3 protein-coding genes are annotated in these 2,496 nt (G+C 75.7%); 1 reads left to right on the top strand and 2 read right to left on the bottom strand.

Features of this window, described 5'->3' with window-relative positions; translation table 11 throughout:
- Positions 1-952: thiamine pyrophosphate-binding protein (locus NH602_RS30060; RefSeq protein ID WP_253069588.1), on the bottom strand; the 952-nt coding region annotated here is incomplete at its 3' end.
- Between the two features lie 39 nt (positions 953-991).
- Positions 992-1,213 (bottom strand): hypothetical protein, encoded by a 222-nt coding sequence (locus tag NH602_RS30065; protein WP_139282752.1) that lies wholly within the window; start codon positions 1,211-1,213, stop codon positions 992-994.
- 198 nt (positions 1,214-1,411) lie between these two features.
- Here NH602_RS30065 and NH602_RS30070 point away from each other — a divergent pair, with 198 nt between their 5' ends.
- On the top strand, positions 1,412-2,329 hold the full coding sequence (locus NH602_RS30070; protein WP_073575011.1) for an MEDS domain-containing protein: 918 nt from the start codon (positions 1,412-1,414) through the stop codon (positions 2,327-2,329).
- The last annotated feature ends 167 nt before the right edge of the window (positions 2,330-2,496 follow it).

Here is a 2,496-nt window from a genome sequence, read left to right on the forward strand (position 1 = left end):
CCGGGCCGACCCACGCCTCGCCCATCGGGGCCCGCGCGGCCTCGGCCGGGTCCGCGGTCAGGTGCAGCAGCCGGGTGCCCGCCGGCAGCAGGTCACCGGGGACCCACTGGTGGTAGCGGAACACCGGCGCGCCCGCGACGAGCACGACGTCGTGCCCGGCCAGCCGGTCGGACACGTCGCGCACCGAGGCCGGGAGGATCCCGCGGAACGCCGGGTGCCGGGTCGGGAACGGGCACCGCGACGCCGACGGTGCGATCCAGACCGGGCAGGTGAGCCGCTCGGCGAGGGCGACGGCGTGGTCGTTGGCCCGGTCCGCGTCGACCTGCGGGCCCAGCACCAGCACCGGGTTCGCCGCCCCGGCCAGCGCCCCGGCCAGCTCGGAGAGCGCCGCCTCGCCGAGCTCGGCGGCGGCGGTCGCACGCCGGGACGGCAGGTGCGCGGTGTCCGGGCCCGCCTCGCGGGACCAGTCGTCGTAGGGGACCGAGAGGTAGACCGGCCCCCGCGGGTCCAGCAGCGCGGTGTGCACCGCCTGGGACAGCGCACGCGGCACGTCCTGGGCCGACGCGGGCTCGGCGGCGTACTTGACGAGCGGGCGTGGCAGCGCGGCCGCGTCCACGTTGGTCAGCATGACCTCCTGGCCGACCGTGGACCGCACCTGCTGGCCCGCGGTCAGCACGAGCGGGGAGTGGGAGTAGACGGCGTTGGTGAGCGCGCCCATCGCGTTGCCCGACCCGGACGCCGCGTGCAGGCTGACCAGCGCCGGGCCGCCGGTGGCCAGGGCGTAGCCGTCGGCCATGCCCAGTACGGCGCCCTCGTGCAGGCCGAGTACGTAGCGCACCCCGTCGGGCATCGCCGCGAGGAAGGGCAGCTCGTTCGAGCCGGGGTTGCCGAACACGGTGTCGATGCCGTGGGCGGTCAGCACCTGCCAACCGGCCTCGCCGACGGTCGTCATGGGGCTCCTCGGGGTCGCGGGACCCCACCGTAGGTGCCCTCAGCGGTGCGCGGCGACCCGCTCTGCCCGGGTGCCGCGGCGCACGTGGGCGACGACCAGCGGACGCACGGCCAGCGCGGCGGCGGCCAGGGCCAGGGTGACGGCGGTGGGTGCCAGCGGCACGGAGACGATCGTGGCGACGGCCAGCAGCACCATGAGCACGCCGGCGAGCACGACCGTGCGCACCTCGGTCGCCCGCGACTGCGGAGCGGCTCGGAACATGGCGTCCACCTCCTGATCGGCGCCCGTGCACCCTGCTCGCACCGTGCGCCCCGAACACCGGAGTTCGGTCCGGCTAACTCTACGCCTCGGCACGCCTGAACGACAGCGTCGGTTCGCCGTGGGATCCGTGATCACCTATCGTGTACGCGGCGTCACACCTGTCGGGGGGCCGTCGGGGACGCCACGACGGGGGGACGTGTGACCGCACCGGTACGGGATCCCCACCGGCACGTGCTGACCGTGCCGGTCAGCGACGAGCAGCTCGCCGAGGACGTCGCCGCGTTCCTGGCCGAGGGGCTCACGGCGGGGGAGCGGGTCGCCTACTTCGACGACGACACCGCCGGGCTGGTCCTGTCCCGCCTGGCCGACGACGGCGTCGACGTCACCGGGCCGCTGCGGTCCGGGCAGTTCCAGCTCGTCCCGGGGGACTTCACCCGCGCCGCCCTGCACGCCCCGCTCGACGAGCTGACCGGGGTGATGGAGCAGAACATCACCTCCGCCCTCGACGACGGCTGGGCCGGGCTTCGCTTCAGCGGACAGATGGACCACGGGTTGCGCCGGCCCGGGGGACAGGTACTCGACGAGTACGACCGCAGGCTCGACGACGCCGTCCGCGACCACCCGCTGCGCGCGCTGTGCGTCTACGACCACCTGCGCTACCCCGACGAGCTCATCGCGACGATGCGCAGCCTGCACCCCGCCGAGCTGACCGCCGCCCCGCTCTACGACGACAGCCTGCTGCGCGTCACCGAGATCGGCCCGGCCCGGGTCCGGCTGGCCGGCGAGGTCGACCACGCCAACCGGCCCCAGGTCCGGCGGGTGCTGGCCAGGCTGATCGACCGGGTCGTGCGCGGCGACGTCGGCGAGGGCACGCTGACCGCGGACCTGTCCGCGCTGCGGTTCGTCGACGTCGCCGGTGCGGTCAGCCTCGTGCACGCCGCCGACGAGCTCCCGGTCAGCGTGCGGCTGCGGCTGGTGAACCTGCGCCCCGGTGTGGCCCGGCTGCTCGAACGCTGCGGTGCGGGGTTCGCCTCGCAGCTGGAGATGAGCATCCGCGAGCGGCACGCCCTCTGCCCCGCCGACGCGCTGGGCCTCGCCGCGGATGCGGCGGAGTGAGCGGGCTGGTGCACGCCCTGTGCCGGCACGGCGGCGACGGTGACCTGACCGACCGGCTCGCCGACACCGTGCTCGACGCGCTCGCCACGGGCGGGTCGGTGGCGACCCTGCTCCGCCCGGTCACCGAGGTCGCGCTGCGCGGCCGGGTCGCCGAGGCCCTCGGCGCG

The sequence above is a fragment of the Pseudonocardia sp. McavD-2-B genome, from assembly GCF_024124365.1.
Classification (GTDB): Bacteria; Actinomycetota; Actinomycetes; order Mycobacteriales; family Pseudonocardiaceae; genus Pseudonocardia; species Pseudonocardia alni.